Below are 18,815 nucleotides of genomic sequence, written 5' to 3' on the forward strand. Positions count from 1 at the left end.
AAATGGGCCTGACGATATGCATCATTCAATCCACCCTTTTTTTAATCATATATTCTAATTATTTGCCCATTTCCCTTTCCGTTTACGCTCCTAAAATATCCGTTAATTACTTTTTTCATCGGTATTGGATTATGCCCTGGGAAATAGTCTTTATACTTCTCATATGCGTCTTCCACCATTCCAGACGAAACAGCATTCACTCGTATGCCATTCTTAATTTCAAGTGCAACAGCCTTGACAAAACTGTGTATTCCCCCATTCACCATTGAAGCACTGGTTGTTTTTACCACTGGGTCATCCGCTAAAATTCCTGTGGATAAGGTTATGGAACCATTGGGATTTAGATAGTTTTGACCAATACGAACCAGATTTACTTGGCCCATTAGCTTGCTCTTCAAACCAATGAAAAAATCCTCTTCCGAAAGTTTATGGAAATCATCCCATTTTGCTTCTCCGGCAATACAAATAATTGCATCAAGTTTTCCAATGGTTTCAAACATTGCTTTAATAGAGTTGACGTCAGCGATATCAACTCTTACATCTCCACTTGTCCTTGCTGCTATTAAAACTTCATTGTCTTGTTTAAAATGGGAAACGATTTTTTTTCCTATAGTTCCGTTTCCTCCAATAATTACTATTTTCATATTCTATCTTGATGTAGTTTTTGTTCAAAATGAAATCCAAGGATTTTAAAGTTTTGGTTAAAATAGAATTTATGGGAACGTTCATTTTGCACATATGTATTTAATCCAATGGATTGGTATTCATTAGTGAATGCCCATCTTTTTATCTCATCAATAAAATATTTGCCAAAACCTTTAGATTGAATTCTTGAATCAATAATCACATTGTCCAGTTCCAATTGCTTGCCGCAATAGATTCTTACCGTTGTCCAACCAGATGATATGCCTATTAGTTTTTGCTCTTGAAAGAGACCAAAGCACCTGTAATTTGATAGTTGGGACATCTGACGTAATAACTTTTCTATTTGACTATCTGTCATTTCTGGATTTAGGAGCTTGAGAAGATAAAGTACTTTCTCAAGATTTTTTATAGGGTCTATAAGTTCAACGCACACGTTTTTCATGTCTTTATTTCGGTATATGTAGATGTATTAAATTAAATGAAAACTAAATTTTAAGAAAATGACAATACTGTTCAATCAATTCTTCATTTCTCTTTAAATAGGACCATTTTCCATGTCTTGTGGAAATTAAAAGTCCGCACTTTTCCATATTGGTCAAGTAGGTTGAAATTGTTGATTGGGATAGTCCTGCTTTTTCTTGAATATAGGTCACGCAAACGCCATCATTAAAATGCTTTAAAGTCTCGTGTGGAGGAAAATGTTTGCCAGGTTCTTTCAACCATTCCATTATTTGCACTCTGGTTTGGTTAGACAGACATTTCCCGATTTCGGTTGCGGCTTTCAAATCCATAAGGCAAATATATCTATAATTCTAGATATATAAAAGTATTTGGGGAGATTTATGGATTTATTCAATTTTAAGCTTGTTTCCAAATGCGATAAGATATCATTCGTTTGATTGAATAATAGCGACCTGTATCTGCCCATTGACGGGGTTTGACTAAAGTTGGAATCTATAAATGAAAATATTGGGCTAAAACAGTATGACATCAAAACTTACCGATACCTATCATTCAATCCAACTCCTTTTTCAATTAGGGGCAGTATTTTTTCCAGTCGACGCAATTTGGTGGCTTCTTGTTTGGCTTCGGCAATGTACTCGCAGAACTCTTTTTGTTTGTAGGGGGTAAAGTTTGCAAAAGCCGTTTTTAGGGTGGTATTCTTTGCCAATTCGGCTTGTAGTTGTTCGGGAATGGCAACTTTTTTAGTTTTTTCAGCCTTCACTTCCAATCCCTTTTTTTGGTTTTCCAAAGCCTCGTTCATATAGCTTAAGACTCCTTTTTCATCAATTTCTTCCAAAGATTGAAACTTCCAGTGCCGCATGCCCTTGGTTTTGCCTTCCTGCGCATTTTCCAAAACTTGTTTGGGGTCTTTTAAAAAGACTCCATTAAAAAACCATACCCCAAAATGCTGTTTGAACTTACAAATCCCAAACACATTTTTACTATTGAGGGTATACACGGGAATGCTCCACTTAAAATCTTCTTTCGCCTCGGTTTTTAGTGCAATTTCCCTGAGTTTTGCGATGCCTTCTTTAAAGATGTGCTCTTTTTGGTAGTAGGCCGCTATTTTTTCAGATTTTTCCATAACTACTTGATTTGACTAGCCGTAAGTTCGCAAATTTTTACGATTACCTTCACCGCTTTCTCCATACTTTCCAAAGCAACATACTCGTATTTCCCATGAAAATTATGACCGCCCGCAAAAATATTGGGGCAGGGCAATCCCATAAAACTGAGTTGGGAGCCATCCGTTCCCCCACGTATGGGTTTAATGATGGGTTCTATACCAAGTTGTTTCATCGCTTCTTCCGCAATCTCAACAATATGAAACACCGGCTCTACCTTTTCGCGCATGTTCCGGTATTGGTCTTGGATTTCCAGCACAACATAGTCACCATGTTTTTTGATGAGTTTTTCGGTGATGTCTTCCAACATCTCTTTCCGGGCCTTAAAATGGATGGCATCATGGTCCCGGATAATGAGTTCTATTTCCGCTTTTTCGATTTCGCCCTTTATTTTGTGTACATGAAAAAAGCCTTCCATTCCAGATGTATGCTCAGGAACCTCCCGTGGCGGCATCAGACTTAAAAATTCATTGGCAATGCCAATGGCATTCACCATTTTGTTTTTGGCATATCCCGGGTGGACGCTCTTACCGGTAATGGTGATTTTGGCCTTGGCGGCGTTGAAATTCTCATATTCCAATTCGCCCACTTGACTTCCATCCATGGTATAGGCCCAATCCGCACCGAATTTCTTCACATCAAACTTATGGGCACCCCGGCCAATCTCCTCATCCGGGGTAAAGGCAATACGAATTTTACCGTGTTTGATCTCTGGATGTTGCACCAAATACTCCATGGCCGTCACAATTTCGGCGACTCCGGCCTTGTCATCAGCGCCCAAAAGGGTATTGCCATCCGTAGTGATCAAGGTCTGCCCTTTGTAGTGCAGCAAGTCTTCAAAATAATCAGGAGATAGCACAATGTTCTTCGCTTTATTGAGCACAATGTCTTTCCCATCATAATTTTCCACGATCTGTGGCTTCACATTTTTTCCACTGAAATCCGGGGAGGTATCCATATGACTGATAAAACCGATGGTGGGCACTTTCTTTTCCGTATTGCTGGGTAATGTGGCCATGATGTAGGCATTCTCATCAATGGAAACCTCGTGCATACCGATTTGATGTAACTCCATCACCAGTTTTTTGGCCAAGGTCCATTGCTTTTCGGTGCTGGGGGTGGTTTTTGAATAAGGGTCGCTCTGCGTATCTGTCGTCACATAGTCAAGAAATCGGGGTAGTAGTTGTTCCATATTGGGCGTTTGCTCAAAAATAATGCATATTCAAGAGCGATTTTAACCATCTAACTACTTTTACTGTTATCTTTCATTGTTTTTTCAAACCCCATACCCGTTGAGAACAGCTGTTTTTTCTCTTTTACTGCTATTGAATTTTTCAGTTTTTGCCCAAGAGGATTGTCTTCTTGGTGTTGGTGGAAAAGATGATGAGGTCATTACTGAAGTTTTTCAACTTAACGAAGAACAACAGGAACAACTTAGAAATTGGAGCGCCGAACTCAAAATAAGAAATGGATTGTTAAAGGAAAAGGCCGAATATCTACTAAAAAAGCATGAGGAAAGCTCTGTTGATGAACTGTTGAAAGTATCAGAGGAGTACCAGAATATTCTGGACAGCATGAAACAAAATGTCCGGATGATGGACAAAAGGTTGCTGACCATCCTTAATCCAAAACAATATGAGTTCTATACCGAACTTTGCACTAAACTTTCCTTGCGTCCTATCTATATAAATAGGTCAGTTGACGAAAAATGAATCTTTTCATACATACTGTTTTAAGAGTTTTTATTTTTGTCCAAAACCAATTGAATGTACAAAATTCTCATTCGGCCTGTCCTCTTTTTATTAGACGCTGAAGCCGCACACCATTTTTCTTTTTGGGCCATTGGGATACTTTCAAAACTGGGATTTGGACCCTTGTTCAGGGCTGCCTTTAATGTTAAGGACGAGAGATTGGAGCGAGAGGTTTTTGGCCTGAAATTTAAAAATCCCGTAGGTCTCGCCGCTGGGTTTGATAAGGATGCCAAACTCTACAACGAATTTTCAAATTTTGGTTTTGGCTTTGTTGAAATAGGAACCTTGACTCCAAAACCGCAATCGGGAAACCCTAAAAAGCGCTTGTTTCGTTTACGGGAAGATAAGGCCATCATCAACCGTATGGGATTCAACAATAAAGGCGTTTTTGAAGCCGTGGAGCAGCTGAAGAAAGAACACAGGGTAATTATTGGGGGAAATATTGGGAAAAACAAAGTTACTCCCAACGCAGAGGCCATCAAGGATTATCTTATCTGTTTTGAAGCATTGTTTGACTACGTGGATTATTTTGTAGTAAATGTAAGTTCTCCCAACACGCCTGGACTTCGGGAGCTTCAAGATAAAGAGCCCTTGACCAAATTGCTGAAAAAATTAAAAAGTCAGAATGTCAAACAGGCAAAAAAGTCTAAAAAGAAAGAAAAACCTATCCTCTTAAAAATAGCTCCAGACCTTACGGATGCCCAATTGTTGGACATTATTGACATTGTAAAGGATACCCATATTGATGGGGTGATTGCCACCAATACAACCATTGCCAGAAATGGACTTAAAACCCCTCTTTTCATTACTGAGGAAAAAGGAGGATTAAGCGGAAAACCCTTAACACAAAGGAGTACCGAGGTTATTCGGTTTTTGGCAGAAAAGAGCAATAAAGCATTCCCGATTATTGGGGTGGGAGGTATCCATTCTGCAGAAGATGCATTGGAGAAATTGGAAGCTGGTGCTGATTTGGTCCAACTCTACACAGGATTTATTTATGAAGGCCCCGGTCTTATCAAAAAAATCAACAAAGCCTTATCGGAAGGTAAAGCTTGACCTCTATTACCGTACCGATTCAGAAGTATTTTACCCATTGCCATCAGATAAATAATGGTAATTTTACGGTCGGCCTATGTCAAAGATAAAACTCATAGAATGTCCTAGGGATGCCATGCAAGGCATTAAGACCTTTATTCCTTCAACGGAAAAGGCAAGATATATTCAATCTTTATTAGGCTGCGGATTCGATACCATTGACTTTGGCAGTTTTGTCTCTCCCAAAGCCATTCCGCAAATGCAGGACACCGCAGAAGTTTTGGATTTATTGGACCTGTCCAAAACCCAGAGTAAACTTTTGGCCATTGTGGCCAACATAAGAGGAGCTGAGGATGCATGTCAACACAAAGCCATCGATTATTTAGGGTTTCCCTTTTCCATTTCAGAGAATTTTCAAATGCGGAATACGCACAAGACCATTGCACAGTCCGTAGAAACCTTGGATGGCATATTGGAATTGGCCAGTACCCATAACAAAGAGGTAGTCACCTATATCTCCATGGGTTTTGGGAACCCGTATGGAGACCCTTGGGATGTGGAGATAGTAGGGGAGTGGACTGAAAAATTGGCGGCCATGGGAACCCGAATTTTATCCCTCTCTGATACTATAGGAAGTTCCACACCAGAGGTGATAGATTACCTGTTTTCCAATCTTATTCCAAAGTATCCCGATATTGAATTTGGGGCTCATTTGCATACAACACCAACCAAGTGGCACGAAAAAATAGATGCCGCCTATAAGGCTGGGTGTCGACGTTTTGATGGTGCTGTACAAGGATTTGGCGGGTGCCCTATGGCCAAAGATGAGCTTACGGGCAATATGCCCACAGAGAAAATGCTTTCCTACTTTACAACAGCCAAGGCAGATACCGGGGTAAACTGGATGGTATATGAGGCTGCATATAACAAAGCTACTGAGCTTTTTTCAGTATATCACTGATTCATTTTCACCAACCTTATTTGGATTGAGTCTAAATTGGTATATTTAACGGCATTTTAAACCTTCCATGATGACTTACAACGGGGTATTGACCACTTTCCCAAAAGAAATCAGAGTATTTATCGCATCATTTGTCATTATCCTCTCCGTAGGGTTTTTTACAGGGCTTCTTTTTATTAGGGAAACCGAATCCACTACACCAGCAGGAATCGAGGAAAATTATATGGGGAATGAAGACGATGAGGCAGCTGACGTGATGAAATTTAAAAAAGGAGACCGTGAAATGCTAACCATTGTGCATACCCATATCCTTTCCATGTCTATGATTTTCTTTTTGTTGGGTGGATTGGTCTGGATGACAGATTGCTCCAAAAAATGGAAGCTATTCTTGACCATTGAGCCATTTCTGTCCGTTATTCTGACTTTTGGTGGGATTTATTTGATGTGGAAGGGCATCTCATGGTTTAAGTATATCGTCATCTTTTCTGGTATTTTAATGACGCTTACATTTACTGGGTCGGCAACAATGGTTTTGTGGCAATCTTTACGTCCTGCGAGAAAATAGAAGAAAACTCAATTTTCAATAAAACGGTAGTCAATATCCTGATACTCCAAAAACTTGATGTGGGGTTTTTTGAAGGATAACAGGTGCAGTATTTCGTGAACTTCTTCTTTGTTCACCAAGATAATAAAGTGTTTTTTCCCCACTGAGATGGGGATTTTCCGTTGTTGTGTCCAATGTTTTAGCTGATTCTCCCAATAGGGAATGTCCAACTCATTAACATAGTCTTTAAAGGCTTCCAATTCCCATTCATACAATTCAAAACATAAATTATTGAATATCAATTGAAAAAGTTTGGTTTTATTGCAAAAGGTCAGTATACCGTTCTTGGATTGACTCAAAATACGTAGGGAATTACACATAAACTCTGATTTGGCATAAAGATATTAATTATTTATAATAAGTCTAAATAAAAATAAATTGAATCTGTTTCACACCAAATACAGGAAGGGCTATAAATCAATTAAAATAGTGGTATATTTGCACGCAATTAATCCGTAATTGCAATGGAAGCCCACCTAAATAAAATTGTTGGCGAAGGACTTACTTATGATGACGTCCTACTTGTGCCAGCGTATTCCGAAGTACTCCCAAGAGAAGTCAATATCCAATCCAAATTTACGAGGAACATTACCATTAATGTGCCCATTGTTTCGGCGGCCATGGATACTGTTACAGAGTCGCGTATGGCCATTGCCATGGCACGTGAAGGAGGTATTGGTGTACTTCATAAGAACATGAGCATTGAGCAGCAGGCCATGAAGGTTCGAAAAGTGAAACGAGCTGAAAGTGGTATGATCATGGACCCTGTGACCCTTCCATTGGAATCTCTGGTGCGTGATGCCAAGGCTAATATGAAAGAACATAGCATAGGTGGGATACCTATTGTTGATGAAAAAAATAAACTATTGGGAATCGTGACCAACCGTGACCTTCGGTTTGAGAAAAATGACAATAGGCCCATCGCAGAAGTTATGACCTCAGAAAACTTGGTCACTGTGGGTGAAGGAACTTCTTTGCAACAAGCCGAGGTGATTCTTCAAGAAAATAAGATTGAAAAGCTTCCCGTGGTCAATGAAAAAGATGAGCTGATCGGACTCATTACTTTTAGGGACATCACTAAATTGACCCAAAAACCCATTGCCAACAAAGATCAATACGGACGTTTACGGGTAGCCGCAGCTGTTGGGGTGACCGCAGATGCCGTGGAACGGGCAGGGGCATTAGTGGCAGCAGGTGTGGATGCCATAATCATTGACACCGCCCACGGTCACACCAAAGGTGTGATTAGTATTTTAAAAGAAGTCAAAAAGAATTACCCTGAGTTGGAAGTTGTTGTCGGTAATATTGCCACAGCCGAAGCGGCCAAATATTTGGTGGAAGCAGGTGCAGATGCGGTCAAGGTAGGAATTGGCCCAGGTTCCATTTGCACTACCCGTGTGGTAGCAGGCGTTGGTTTTCCTCAGTTTTCCGCAGTTTTGGAGGTAGCGGCAGCCATAAAAGGAACCGGTGTTCCTGTAATTGCCGATGGTGGAATTCGATATACTGGGGATATTCCTAAGGCCATTGCCGCCGGAGCCGATACGGTAATGTTGGGCTCTTTGCTCGCTGGAACCAAGGAATCGCCGGGGGAGACCATCATTTACGAAGGTAGAAAGTTTAAATCCTACCGCGGTATGGGTTCTGTGGAAGCTATGAAACAAGGGAGCAAGGACCGGTATTTCCAAGATGTGGAAGATGATATCAAAAAATTGGTTCCCGAAGGGATTGTGGGTCGCGTACCCTACAAAGGTGACCTTTACGAAAGCATGCATCAATTTATTGGTGGACTCCGTGCCGGAATGGGCTATTGTGGCGCCAAGGATATTGCCGCTTTAAAGGAAAATGGGCGCTTTGTAAAGATTACCTCCAGTGGTATCCACGAAAGTCATCCGCATGATGTGACCATCACCAAAGAAAGTCCTAATTATAGTAGGTAATTTTTAATTTAAGGCTACTTCCCAGCATACGTCTGCCAGTCTTTGTCCTTGTAGATATTGTCCCCAAAATAACGGGCAATTTGTAGAAATGGCTCCACCTTTTGGTAGCCAGGAACAGGGGAGAGCATATTCAATTGTTCATCCAAAAAGACTACAGTGGGATAGCTCAATTTGCCTTGTAACAGGGCAGCGGCCAATTCGTGATACCCACGCCTTCCAGAAGGAACATACTTAAAGGTTTTTCCTTGGTATTCAATAGGCTCTTTGCCTTCTGCATCCATCTTTACCATATAGAAATTGTCCTGCATGTATTTGGATACTTCGGGGTGTTGGAAGGTGTCTTTGTCCATTTTCTTGCACCACCCGCACCAGTCGGTGTAAACATCAATAAACATTTTCTTGGGTTGGGCATCGGTTTGGGAAAGTTCCACGGCCTCTTCCCAAGAAATCCAATTAATATCCTGGGCCTGGGATTGAAATCCTACAAGCAATAAAAAAAATAAACTGATTTGGGTAAAAATAGCGCGCATAGTTCCTTTTTTGGACATTGGTCGTCCTATCCATACAAAAATAACGAAAATTGTGCCAGAAAAGTATCTACCCCAAAAACTCCAAAATAAAGATAAGCGCTCCCAATAGTAGGCAGAGTGGAGAGTAATATCGCGTGTCCAAAGCCGAAAATTTGCTGTTCTTTGCAGTTTTGAAAAAGCCGATATACTTAAAATCCCCAAAAGCCCGTAAAATAAAAATGATTCCAATGACCGTTGGAACATAGCTTAACCAAGGTTTGTCTACATAGATAAGAACTTTATTGATGAAGACAAAGGCAAAAAATAAGAGTATGATTCCCACCAAGACCGCCATTAGTTTTCCTGGGGATTTTACTTTGGAACTGTCCACTTTGGTCGGCAACACCGCTTCTGGTTCCTTAATCCCAAAAACAGCCCAATAGAAATGAAGTCCGGCCAGGAAAATAAACACTATGGACAGTAAAAGGGAAATGATTTCCATGCTACTTCACAGCTTCTTTTTTAGGTGCTTCAAATAGCTCTTTTACATCTACCTGATTTCTTAGAATGTCATCAAAAGTTTCACGTTCTCGAATTAAATGGGCCTTGCCATTGTACCAAAGCACCTCGGCAGGCCGAAATCTTGAGTTATAATTGCTGGCCATGGTAAAGCAATACGCACCAGCGTTTCGGAAACAAAGAATATCTCCCTCGGAAATTTCATTGATTCTACGGTTGCTGCCAAAAGTATCGGTCTCACAAATATACCCCACCACGGAGTAATAGCGCTCCCTGCCCTTTGGGTTTGAAATATTGACAATCTCGTGGCTGGCCCCGTAAAGCATTGGCCGAATTAAATGGTTGAAACCGGAATCAATACTTGCAAACACAGTGGATGTGGTTTGTTTTACCACATTTACCTTGGCCAAAAAGTGTCCTGCTTCGCTGACCAAAAACTTACCAGGTTCAAAAGCCAACGTCAGACTCTTCCCATATTCCTCGCAGAACTGATTAAAACGAGTGGTTAATTTCTTGCCCAATTCTTCTATGTTGGTCTCAATATCTCCTGTTTTATAGGGAACCTTGAATCCACTTCCAAAGTCAATGAATTCCAAATCCTTGAAGTTCTTTGCGGTTTCAAACAAGATTTCAGAGGCATAGAGGAATACATCAATATCCAGAATATCGCTTCCGGTGTGCATGTGAATACCATTGATGTTCATATTGGTCAACTCCACAATACGCAATAAATGCGGAATTTGATGGATGCTGATTCCAAATTTGGAATCGATATGTCCTACCGAAATTTTGGAATTACCTCCAGCCATCACATGCGGATTAATGCGAATGCAAACAGGAATATCGGGGTGCTTGCTGCCAAACTGCTCCAAAATGGAAAGGTTGTCAATGTTCACTTGTACACCAAGAGCTGCAGCTTCCTCTATTTCTTCCAAAGAAACTCCATTGGGCGTGTAAATAATGGATTCGGGTTTAAAACCTGCCATGAGTCCCAGTTTCACTTCTTGAATGGAAACCGTGTCCAAACCACTTCCCAGATGGTTCATCAACCTGAGAATGCTAATATTTGACAGTGCTTTGGCCGCATAATTCAACCGTAATTGGGGCACCCCTTCAAAGGCTTTGGTCAATCTTTGGTATTGCGAAGCAATTTTGTCGGCATCATATACGTAAAGCGGAGCTTCAAATTGCTCCGTCAGTTTTAACAGGTCTTTGGAGTTCATTGCGTTTAGTCTTTCGCGCAAATCTAAAGGATGTGCGCGGTTTCTACAAGAATAAAAAACAAATTCATTTATTTATAACAAATTGTTTCAGAAATAACAATTAAAAACAAAGGTACTTGCGGCTTTGCATTTGGGATTGTACATTTAGGCAAACTTCAACAATGAAATTACCTTTATTTCCCTTGCAATCGGTTTTTTATCCAGGTGAAACAGTGCCCTTGCATATTTTTGAGGAGCGTTACAAGCAGTTAATTTCTGATTGTAGGAAAGAGGCCCTTACTTTTGGGATTCCGGTGTTCATTAACAATGCCATGTCATATGGAACCGAAGTGCAGTTGGTGGAGGTTGTGAATACCTACAAAAATGGAGAGATGGATGTGGTCTGCGTGGGAAGACAGGTATTTAAGGTATTGTCTTTTGAGCATCAAATGGAGGGTAAATTGTATTCTGGAGGAGAAGTGGAGTTCTTGGATGTTGAGAATGATGCGGATGAAGACCTCCGCGAAGAGGTATTGCAGAAAGTTGAGGTATTGTACGACTTGATGGATGTTCCTTTCACGAAAACCTCTCCAAAGCAGTTTAATAGTTATTCCTTGGCCCACAAAATGGGGCTTTCTTTTGAGCAGGAATACGAATTGCTTCAAATTCCCCGCGAAAAAGACCGTTTGTTGTACATAAAAGAGCATTTAGACTCCACAACATCGCTGTTGAGTCAGGTGAATCGGACCAAGGCGGTCATTGAAATGAACGGCCACTTCAAGAATTTTGATCCTTTGGACTTTGAGGATTTTAAAATGTAGCAGCCGATTTGTTACAAATTATACCACCTTTCTTTCAAGTGCATACCTTAGGGCTAATTAATCCCCTTTCACCTAGAATTTGTCAATGGGGTTTTCTATTTTTGTCGGCAAACAAAAGTTAATTCACAGATGAATCTTCACGAATATCAAGGAAAAGAAATTTTGGCCAGCTTTGGGGTTAGGATACAACGAGGAATCGTAGCCCGAAATGCAAAAGAAGCGGTTGATGCCGCAAAACAACTGACACAAGAAACCGGAACCGGTTGGCACGTAATAAAGGCTCAGGTACATGCTGGTGGCCGTGGTAAAGGTGGTGGTGTTAAGTTGGCCAAAAACTTGAAGGAAGTTGAAGAGTTGGCAGGGAACATTATTGGGATGAACCTAATTACCCCTCAAACCTCTGCGGAAGGTAAAAAGGTGCATCAGGTTTTGGTAGCTGAGGATGTATATTATCCTGGCGATAGTGAAACCAATGAATTTTATATGTCCGTGCTACTGAACAGAGCTACGGGAAGAAATATGGTAATGTACTCCACCGAAGGCGGGATGGACATTGAGGAGGTTGCGGAAAAGACGCCTCATCTGATTTTTACCGAAGAAATTGACCCTGGGACTGGGCTTTTGCCTTTCCAAGCGAGACGTATTGCTTTCAATTTGGGATTGTCTGGAACTGCATTTAAAGAAATGGTGAAATTTGTCTCTGCTTTATACAAAGCCTATGAGGAAAGTGATGCCAGTCTTTTTGAAATCAATCCGGTTTTAAAGACCTCAGACGATAAGATTATGGCTGTGGATGCCAAGGTTTCTATTGATGATAATGCGCTTTACCGCAGAAAGACCTACGCCGAAATGCGCGACCTTCGTGAAGAAAACCACATTGAGGTTGAAGCGCGTGAGGTCGGACTTAACTATGTGGATTTGGATGGAAATGTGGGTTGTATGGTAAACGGTGCCGGATTGGCCATGGCCACCATGGATTTGATCAAAATGGCCGGTGGTGAACCAGCCAACTTCTTGGATGTTGGGGGTACCGCAGACGCCAAGAGGGTGGAGGAAGCCTTCCGTATTATTCTGAAAGATCCTAACGTAAAAGCAATATTGATCAACATTTTTGGCGGTATCGTGCGTTGTGACCGTGTGGCGCAAGGTGTTGTAGATGCCTACAAAAACATGGGTGATGCCATTAAGGTGCCCATTATTGTACGACTTCAAGGTACTAATGCCGAGTTGGCCAAAGAAATCATAGACAATTCTGGGTTGGCGGTGCATTCTGCCGTTCAATTCCAAGAAGCGGCTGATAAAGTAAAAGAAGTATTGAGCTGATAAAACTTATATACAGACTTATAAAGGGCGACATATTTATGTCGCCCTTTTTTATTTGCGAACAGGAAAAACAGCGTGTTCGGGCAACGCAACAAAATTCAACCTTTCCTGATGTACTAAAAAGAGGTGTTTTGGAGTTATCTATACAGAAGTTACACCAAAACCTAACCCATGGGCACCTACGAGGAAAAATTGAGCATCCTTTCTGAAATGATAGCCTTTGCCAGGGTGGATCATTCCCTCAAGGAATCGGAATATGGTTTTTTACTTAAGGTTGCTTCAAACTTGGGAGTGGACAAGGAAACTTTTGAAGGTCTTTTAAAAGAAAAATCTCCCAAAGTGGTATTAAAATCCCAAGCCGAGCGTATTGTACAGTTTCACCGATTACTGCTCTTAATGAATGTCGACCGGGAACAGCACAAAAAGGAAGTGGATACGCTCTACAACATTGGACTTAGAATGGGACTGCCACCCGCGGCCATAAGTCAGGTTTTACAGGTCATGCATAAGTATCCGAATAATGTCATACCGCCCGATGTGCTCATCAATATCTTCAAGGCGCATTACAACTAATGTCATTTTGACATAATTTTCTGTTAAAACAATGACATATCGGCATGATTTTTGTGTTGGTACATGATTTGTCTATGGTATGGTGATTTAGAAGTTTAATCTTAAAACATATAACACCATGAGTTTAGTAAAAAGAAATAGCCTGTTTTTTCCATCAGTAATGAATGATTTTATGGGACCTGATTGGTTCGGTGGAACCGAAAAGTGGAACACCTCCGTTCCTGCTGTAAACATTAAGGACAATGAGAAAGGTTTTGAATTGGAACTTGCTGTTCCTGGCATGAAGAAGGATGATTTCACCGTTGAAGTTGACAACGATGTATTGACTATTTCCAGTGAGATTAAATCTGAGAATGAAGAAACCAAAGAGAATTACACCCGAAAGGAATTTTCGTATTCTTCATTTAAAAGAGCTTTTACATTGCCTGAAACCGTTGACGGTTCCAAAATCGATGCGAAATATGAGGATGGAATATTGAAATTGACCTTGCCAAAAAAACAAGAGGCATTGCCAAAACCAAAACGATTGATTTCAATCGGATAAAAAATTAAAGAGCACACCATTTTAGGTGTTTTATGATGCCTGTCTGATGGCAGGTAGGGTTGATTAGTTAGTTGGTTAGTTTGTTTGCGCGCTCCTTCAGCAATGTGGGAGCGCGCTTTCTTTTTAATCCTGTTCTTGAAGTTGTTTTATTTCATCACGTAGCTTGGCAGCTTCCATAAAGTTGAGTTCCTTGGCTGCTTTTTCCATGGCTTTTCGCTTTTCTCGAATCAATTTTTCGCGTTGATCTTCGGTCAGGTATTCCAAATCAGGTTCAGCGGCCCGCAATTCCTCTTTTTGAAAGTGATAGGTGGATACGGAGTTTTTTGCCAGTGCACTATCCAGACTTTTATTCAGTGCCTTTGGTGTAATATTGTTTTCTGTATTGTAGGCCAACTGTTTTTCCCTCCTGTAGTTCGTCTCATCAATGGTCTTTTGCATGCTTTCCGTAATGGTATCCGCATACATGATGGCTTTACCGTTTAGGTTACGTGCAGCTCTACCCACGGTCTGGGTCAATGAGCGATTACTTCGTAAAAAGCCTTCTTTATCGGCATCCAAAATGGCCACTAGGGAAACTTCGGGTAAATCCAAACCTTCACGCAATAAATTGACTCCGATTAAAACATCAAAAAGACCTTTACGCAAATCCTGCATGATTTCAACACGCTCCAAGGTATCTACATCACTGTGAATGTAGCGGCAACGAACATCGATTCGGGCCAAATATTTGGCGAGTTCCTCCGCCATCCGTTTCGTCAAGGTAGTCACGAGCGTTCGTTCATCCAGCTCAACCCGTTGTTGTATTTCCTCTACCAAATCATCAATCTGGTTGGCACTCGGACGTACCTCAATTACAGGGTCCAACAATCCAGTAGGCCGTATCACCTGCTCCACGTACACGCCTTGACTCAATTCCAATTCATAATCTGCCGGAGTGGCACTCACGTAAATCGCTTGGTTTTGAAGGGCTTCAAATTCCTCAAACTTTAAAGGTCGGTTATCCATGGCTGCCGGTAACCGAAATCCATATTCTACTAAATTTTCCTTTCGGGAACGGTCGCCACCGTACATGGCATGAACTTGCGGAATGGTAACGTGACTTTCATCAATCACCATTAAATAGTCATCAGGAAAATAATCCAACAAGCAGAAAGGTCGTGTTCCGGGCTCCCGACCATCCAAATAGCGGGAATAGTTTTCAATTCCGGAGCAGTAACCCAATTCGCGGATCATTTCCAAATCAAAATTGGTGCGCTCTTCCAATCGTTTGGCTTCCAGTGGTCGACCTATCTCTTTAAAATAGTCTATTTGCTTGACCAAATCATCTTGAATCTCTCGAATGGCGTTTTGAAGCACATCAGGAGAGGTCACAAACATATTCGCTGGGTAGATGTTCAACGAGTCATAAATTTCGATGACTTTATTGTTGAAAGGGTCCAAAGCCTCAATTTCCTCAATTTCATCTCCAAAAAAATGAATTCGGAATGCGTGATCGGCATAGCCTGGGAACACATCCACAACATCACCCTTTACCCTAAAGTTTCCATTCCTAAAATCCGCAGTTGTCCTTGAATATAGACTTTGTACGAGCTGTTTCAGGAATTTTGTTCGGGAAATAACCTGATCTCTGTGAATGGAAATCACGTTCTTTTGAAACTCGACCGGATTTCCAATACCGTACAAGCAAGAAACTGAGGCCACCACCAGCACATCCCTTCGCCCAGAAAGTAGGGAAGAGGTGGCGCTCAACCGTAATTTTTCAATATCCTCATTGATGGAAAGGTCTTTTTCAATGTACAACCCACTGGATGGAATGTAGGCTTCTGGTTGGTAGTAATCGTAGTAGGATACAAAGTATTCCACGGCGTTTTTCGGAAAAAACTGCTTGAACTCGGAATATAATTGGGCCGCCAACGTCTTGTTGTGCGCCAAAACCAAGGTTGGTCGTTGCACGGATTCCACCACATTGGCCACGGTAAATGTTTTTCCAGAACCCGTAACGCCCAGAAGGGTCTGGTGCCGATCGCCTGCTTCAATGCCCTCCACCAATTGTTTGATGGCCTGTGGCTGGTCGCCAGTAGGTTGGAACTCTGATACTACCTGAAATTTCATCTGATAAAAATAGTAAAGGGAAGTGCCAAATTAAAGTAAAGGGGAAAAGATTATCGCTTTAGCGAAAAATGACCTTTGATTTCCCGATTTGACTCATCCACGGCATAAAACCAATAGTCTCCAGCGGGGAGAGGTCGTCCTTGGAAATTGCCATCCCAGCCTTGCGAATTTTGGGATATTTCCTTTAGGAAATGGCCATATCGATTAAATATTCGGATGCTTTGCAGCACTACAAATTCTCCATTGGGTGGCTGTATGAATTGCCAAAAATCATTGATGTTGTCCCCATTTGGAGTGAAAAATTTAGGAAAACCTTCCAATGTCAAATCCTGTACAAATCTTTCTTCCACAATGCCACAGCCGCTTTTATCACGCACGTAAAAGGTGTGGGTGCCAGGCTCCAGATTGCTAAAGGTGTTGTTGTCAGAATACGGTCCATCCCGATTGTTCACAGCGTATTCATATTCTCCATCGCCCGAAACTTCTACGGTAATCTGCAATTGGTCAATACCGTTGCCAGCTACTCTTAATCGCGTGATGACGGGAGCTTCGGAAGAAACAATGGTAAACTCTTGTGTTGATGGACATTCGATGATGTTCCCCGATTGGGATACCAGATTGTAGGCTTCATAGCGATACCTTCCGTTCTCTTGAATGGAGACTTCTTGTGTTTGGGAAATAACTGTTTCATTATCGAATTGGTCAATTTGGTACCATCGATAGCCATCAGCAGTGTCGTCGGAAGTGATAATCAAGGGGGATTCGTTTTCACAAAAGGACAGCGTTTCGGGAAAATCAATTTCGGGATTTAAGGTCACAAACTCCCCTGAAGCCAAATCTAAATAGGGGCCACAACCTAATAGTGTGGAAAAACTTTCTTGGGTGCACACCTGTGCGGGACCTGCATCATTGAAGGGAATTATGGTGATGAAAAATGTCTGGTTAGGGACAAAATTAAGTACGGGCGTGGAATTGGTAAAAAAGGTGGCATTGTTCAATATATCTGAACTGTTGGGTGTTGATCCAATGGTAATTCGATACCCTGTTGCCCCAGAAACCGCATTCCATTCCAAAACAGGCGATAAAGGCACATTGATTTCACCGTTTTGCGGATAGATCATATTGGTACAACTGGGTAAAGGCGAGACTTCACTGGTAGTAAAACTTTGAGAAGGGCAGGATGCTGCTGCCCCAATTCGATTGAATGGGGTTATAGTTACATAAATGGTCTGGTCCGCAGGAAGGTCACCCGGTGGAATAAAACTAAGATTATTTCCTGCGTGAAAGCTATTCATCAAATCGGTTCCACCAGGAGAAGTTCCTAGACTTATGTAGTAGCCTGTTGCTCCATAAACGTAGTCCCACGAGATACTTGTGGCCGGGTTCACATCAACCGCCATATCCGCTGGATTGGTCATTTGGGTACAAGCGGGTGCACTTGTCAATGTCTCAGTGGTAAAGCTTTGACTGTTGCAGATTATGTCTGGCTGGTCAAAAAAGAAAAGGGTTATGGTTACAAATACTTCGGTATTCTCGGGCAGTCCGGTTGGTGGGGTGTACTGGGGCGAATTCCCAACATTCTGTGCCGATAAAATATCTGTTCCCCCTGGCGTTGTTCCCAATGAAATAAGATAGGCTGGTACACCGTCTACTGATTCCCATGAAATAGTGGCATCCAAGGCTACATTAGTGGCGCCATTGGTGGGAGCCAATAAATCTGGACATTGTTGTGCTTTTCCCCAAAAGGAGATGGAGATTACAACAAAAAGGAGCAATTTTTTTAACACTTGGGATGATTAAATCCCTTCAATATACTACAAATCGCGCTTTTTCAATAATGCGTAGGACAAGTAGATAAAAACTGCCGTCCAAAAGATGACGATCAAAAACTCGTACCAGTAAGTGTGGTAGTCAAAACGCATATTTTCCCCAATTTGGTCTCCAATATTCTGTACAGCGGAAAGTCGGGTAAAAGGTTCTTTGATCAAATTCATCATGGATTCCAATGGGAAGAAGTCCTTCACTCTTTTTGCGGCAGGCCAGCTCATTACTTTCCACCCCAACAATCCAAAGACAACTTGTTCCAAAATGGTCCAAAGAATTAGAAACCCTAGGGCAAAAGCGGACCTCTTTACAAAAATTCCCAAAAAGAGACAGAAAGAGAAGAAACCTACCAATTTCACAAAAAAGGCCAGTAAAAACTCAAAGTCTGAAAAGATGATGGACAGTTCATTGTAATCTGAATATACCAAGCCTAAAATCATGGAGACCACAAAGACAAAAACAGTGGAAATCAATGCAAACGAAATGACGGTCAGTACCTTGGATAGGATAAATTCTTTCTTGGACAATCCATCAATCAAGTTTTGTTTAATGGTCTTGTTGCTATATTCGTTGGACATCATGGAAACGATGACAATGGCCAAAAACAATTTAAAAATTGCGGTGACAAAGGTGTTGAAATGCCAGATGTACGGAAAATTAAAAATACCTTGATCGGCCAAGTGGAACTGTACTGGTCCAATATCGAACTTGATTGCCGCAATCAGTGCGATTGAGGTGAGCAGGACAAAATAAGAGGTGATTAAAATCTTACTGGCCCTGTTGTTCCAAAGTTTTATGAATTCTATTTGAAGTAGACGTACCATTCG

General features: G+C 41.3%; 21 protein-coding genes. 9 read left to right on the forward strand and 12 right to left on the reverse strand.

Annotated elements, in window-relative coordinates; translation table 11 throughout:
- Positions 1-41 precede the first annotated feature (41 nt).
- The 5 genes from AB1A65_RS08280 to pepT form a co-directional block, all read right to left on the reverse strand.
- A complete protein-coding gene (locus AB1A65_RS08280; RefSeq protein WP_366587704.1) occupies positions 42-644 on the reverse strand; it encodes a short chain dehydrogenase in 603 nt (200 codons plus the stop codon).
- Positions 641-1,087, reverse strand: a complete 447-nt coding sequence (locus tag AB1A65_RS08285; RefSeq protein ID WP_366587706.1) for a GNAT family N-acetyltransferase — start codon at positions 1,085-1,087, stop codon at positions 641-643. The genes AB1A65_RS08280 and AB1A65_RS08285 overlap by 4 nt, the downstream gene beginning before the upstream one ends.
- A 43-nt stretch (positions 1,088-1,130) precedes the next feature.
- Positions 1,131-1,373 (reverse strand): helix-turn-helix domain-containing protein, encoded by a 243-nt coding sequence (locus tag AB1A65_RS08290; protein ID WP_366587708.1) that lies wholly within the window; start codon positions 1,371-1,373, stop codon positions 1,131-1,133.
- A gap of 269 nt (positions 1,374-1,642) precedes the next feature.
- On the reverse strand, positions 1,643-2,233 hold the full coding sequence (locus tag AB1A65_RS08295) for a DUF1801 domain-containing protein (RefSeq protein WP_366587710.1): 591 nt from the start codon (positions 2,231-2,233) through the stop codon (positions 1,643-1,645).
- A 2-nt stretch (positions 2,234-2,235) separates the two neighbouring features.
- Entirely contained in the window at positions 2,236-3,465 is a 1,230-nt protein-coding gene (gene pepT / locus AB1A65_RS08300; protein ID WP_366587712.1) for a peptidase T, read from the reverse strand.
- A 100-nt stretch (positions 3,466-3,565) separates the two neighbouring features.
- On the opposite strand from pepT, the gene AB1A65_RS08305 reads away from it, so the two are divergent.
- From AB1A65_RS08305 to AB1A65_RS08320, 4 genes are all read left to right on the forward strand, one after another.
- A complete protein-coding gene (locus AB1A65_RS08305) occupies positions 3,566-3,985 on the forward strand; it encodes a hypothetical protein (protein ID WP_366587714.1) in 420 nt (139 codons plus the stop codon).
- Positions 3,986-4,039: 54 nt separating this feature from the next.
- Positions 4,040-5,080, forward strand: a complete 1,041-nt coding sequence (locus AB1A65_RS08310) for a quinone-dependent dihydroorotate dehydrogenase (RefSeq protein WP_366587716.1) — start codon at positions 4,040-4,042, stop codon at positions 5,078-5,080.
- A 76-nt stretch (positions 5,081-5,156) separates the two neighbouring features.
- Complete coding sequence (locus AB1A65_RS08315) at positions 5,157-6,020, forward strand: hydroxymethylglutaryl-CoA lyase (protein WP_366587718.1); 864 nt, start codon at positions 5,157-5,159, stop codon at positions 6,018-6,020.
- Positions 6,021-6,090: 70 nt separating this feature from the next.
- Positions 6,091-6,585, forward strand: a complete 495-nt coding sequence (locus AB1A65_RS08320) for a hypothetical protein (RefSeq protein ID WP_366588070.1) — start codon at positions 6,091-6,093, stop codon at positions 6,583-6,585.
- Positions 6,586-6,593: 8 nt separating this feature from the next.
- Here AB1A65_RS08320 and AB1A65_RS08325 read toward each other — a convergent pair whose 3' ends face one another.
- Entirely contained in the window at positions 6,594-6,944 is a 351-nt protein-coding gene (locus AB1A65_RS08325; RefSeq protein ID WP_366587719.1) for a DUF6686 family protein, read from the reverse strand.
- Between the two features lie 144 nt (positions 6,945-7,088).
- Here AB1A65_RS08325 and guaB point away from each other — a divergent pair, with 144 nt between their 5' ends.
- Complete coding sequence (guaB, locus tag AB1A65_RS08330; RefSeq protein ID WP_366587723.1) at positions 7,089-8,561, forward strand: IMP dehydrogenase; 1,473 nt, start codon at positions 7,089-7,091, stop codon at positions 8,559-8,561.
- Between the two features lie 14 nt (positions 8,562-8,575).
- Here guaB and AB1A65_RS08335 read toward each other — a convergent pair whose 3' ends face one another.
- From AB1A65_RS08335 to lysA, 3 genes are all read right to left on the reverse strand, one after another.
- Positions 8,576-9,091 (reverse strand): thioredoxin family protein, encoded by a 516-nt coding sequence (locus tag AB1A65_RS08335; RefSeq protein WP_366587726.1) that lies wholly within the window; start codon positions 9,089-9,091, stop codon positions 8,576-8,578.
- Positions 9,092-9,158: 67 nt separating this feature from the next.
- The gene (locus AB1A65_RS08340; RefSeq protein ID WP_366587728.1) at positions 9,159-9,572 is read right to left on the reverse strand and encodes a DUF3995 domain-containing protein; all 414 of its coding nucleotides are present in this window, start codon (positions 9,570-9,572) and stop codon (positions 9,159-9,161) included.
- A gap of 1 nt (position 9,573) precedes the next feature.
- Positions 9,574-10,812 (reverse strand): diaminopimelate decarboxylase, encoded by a 1,239-nt coding sequence (lysA, locus tag AB1A65_RS08345; RefSeq protein WP_366587731.1) that lies wholly within the window; start codon positions 10,810-10,812, stop codon positions 9,574-9,576.
- Between the two features lie 161 nt (positions 10,813-10,973).
- Here lysA and AB1A65_RS08350 point away from each other — a divergent pair, with 161 nt between their 5' ends.
- The 4 genes from AB1A65_RS08350 to AB1A65_RS08365 all read left to right on the forward strand — a co-directional run bounded on the left by AB1A65_RS08350 (position 10,974) and on the right by AB1A65_RS08365 (position 14,052).
- The gene (locus AB1A65_RS08350) at positions 10,974-11,612 is read left to right on the forward strand and encodes an LON peptidase substrate-binding domain-containing protein (protein WP_366587733.1); all 639 of its coding nucleotides are present in this window, start codon (positions 10,974-10,976) and stop codon (positions 11,610-11,612) included.
- Between the two features lie 129 nt (positions 11,613-11,741).
- On the forward strand, positions 11,742-12,935 hold the full coding sequence (sucC, locus tag AB1A65_RS08355) for an ADP-forming succinate--CoA ligase subunit beta (RefSeq protein ID WP_366587735.1): 1,194 nt from the start codon (positions 11,742-11,744) through the stop codon (positions 12,933-12,935).
- Between the two features lie 171 nt (positions 12,936-13,106).
- On the forward strand, positions 13,107-13,508 hold the full coding sequence (locus AB1A65_RS08360; protein ID WP_366587737.1) for a TerB family tellurite resistance protein: 402 nt from the start codon (positions 13,107-13,109) through the stop codon (positions 13,506-13,508).
- A gap of 118 nt (positions 13,509-13,626) precedes the next feature.
- Positions 13,627-14,052, forward strand: coding sequence for an Hsp20/alpha crystallin family protein (locus AB1A65_RS08365; protein WP_366587739.1), 426 nt, complete (start codon positions 13,627-13,629; stop codon positions 14,050-14,052).
- Between the two features lie 123 nt (positions 14,053-14,175).
- Here AB1A65_RS08365 and uvrB read toward each other — a convergent pair whose 3' ends face one another.
- Genes uvrB through AB1A65_RS08380 form a run of 3 tightly spaced genes read right to left on the reverse strand, consistent with a single transcriptional unit; the run spans position 14,176 to position 18,812 of the window.
- Entirely contained in the window at positions 14,176-16,164 is a 1,989-nt protein-coding gene (uvrB, locus tag AB1A65_RS08370; RefSeq protein ID WP_366587741.1) for an excinuclease ABC subunit UvrB, read from the reverse strand.
- A gap of 50 nt (positions 16,165-16,214) precedes the next feature.
- A complete protein-coding gene (locus AB1A65_RS08375; protein WP_366587743.1) occupies positions 16,215-17,951 on the reverse strand; it encodes a T9SS type B sorting domain-containing protein in 1,737 nt (578 codons plus the stop codon).
- Positions 17,952-17,978: 27 nt separating this feature from the next.
- On the reverse strand, positions 17,979-18,812 hold the full coding sequence (locus tag AB1A65_RS08380; protein WP_366587745.1) for an ABC transporter permease subunit: 834 nt from the start codon (positions 18,810-18,812) through the stop codon (positions 17,979-17,981).
- Positions 18,813-18,815 lie beyond the last annotated feature (3 nt).

It is taken from the genome of Allomuricauda sp. ANG21, assembly GCF_040705235.1.
Lineage (GTDB): Bacteria > Bacteroidota > Bacteroidia > Flavobacteriales > Flavobacteriaceae > Flagellimonas > Flagellimonas marina.